The sequence below is a fragment of the Latilactobacillus graminis DSM 20719 genome, assembly GCF_001436415.1.
Lineage (GTDB): Bacteria > Bacillota > Bacilli > Lactobacillales > Lactobacillaceae > Latilactobacillus > Latilactobacillus graminis.
Window position 1 is genome coordinate 1 of record NZ_AYZB01000017.1, and the last position, 1,302, is coordinate 1,302.

The 1,302-nt window shown below is 42.2% G+C and carries 1 pseudogene; it reads right to left on the bottom strand.

Going from position 1 to position 1,302, the window contains the following annotated elements:
* Positions 1-72: 72 nt before the first annotated feature.
* A pseudogene (mobL, locus tag FC90_RS04145) lies at positions 73-1,302 on the bottom strand (relaxase MobL); the annotation flags it as partial.

The window sequence follows — 1,302 nt, forward strand, 5'->3', positions numbered from 1 at the left end:
AGTTCACCTCCCGTCTTCCTACGACAGACAGACCGAACTTTTTCTAAAAAAGGTCTTCGCCTGTAGACGCGTTTAATTTTGAGCTTTTTCCATAGATCTTTTGCGTTGCTTACCGGTAATTTCAGCCTGAACCGCACCCAAATTACCGGTAAGCATGCCTACAATACGGCGCATGCTGTACATAGTATTATTTTGACTACCTTGTTTACTTATCATGGCCCGCCGATCAACCAGGGCGGCCCGTTGTCTTTGTACCTGGTTACTGTGATTTTTCTTTTCCGCGGTAACCTCTTGATCACTTGCCTGGTTAAGCTGCTGATTTAGGTTGGGTGGCAATCCGTGTCCCGTTCGTTCGTGATCAACATTGCTTTTTGAATTTATTTGATTATTTTGATTCTCGTTATTGAGCGCTGGTCGGTCAATAACTTGCTGAATAGTCTTTTCAAATTTTGGCCGGCCGGGCTGAAAGTTTTTAAGTTCTTGTTCAACGGCCTGCGCCGCCAGGTCGATTTCATTAATTGAACCAGGCACATTTTTCAAAGGATCACTCCGATTTGATTGGTTACCTGGTAAGTTCGATTGACCAGTTAACTGTGCGGCTTCAGTTTGGGAAATATTTTTTGCATTGTGCTGTGTAACTTGTTCCGGTACTTCCTCCTTCAGTGTTTTTAAAATACTGTTACCGAATTTATAATACAAACCGTCTTTACCGTACAGCTTATTTTGTTCGTACGTTGGTTTATTGTTGGGGTTTCCGTAAGCACGTTCGTACTCTCGGGAAATCGGACGCAGACTATTTTTAAGTTGTTCCAACTGCTTGGGTTGCTGTGTGTTTAGGTAGAGGTTCGACAGCTTATCAAGCTCATTTTTGAAACCATTTTTTTCGGCGTGTCCATAAGCCCATTTAGAACGATTGGCTGGCAACTTTTCAATAAGTGCGGCGGTCACGTCTTTGTATTGCTGGTTAAAAAGTTCACTACCATTTTTTCCGGCATCATGTAGAATTTCCTTCATCAAGTTTTGACTTTTAGTGAGTTGTGGTTCTAGTTACAATAGTTGGTTAACAAACTTAGCCTTGGAAGCCTTAATATCATTCTTTTTCAAACTACCTTTAAATTGCCAGCCCGAGAGTGCCCGCTTCTGTTTATCTTGATAATGAATCCACTCACGAGTTGGATTACGTTCGACATAACCAACGTGCACATGAATGTTATCCGTATTGTAATGAACCGCTCCTGTCCACTGCCCTTTTAAACCAGACTTTTCTTCCAGTTTATTAATGCTCTCCCGTGTAGCCGCGTA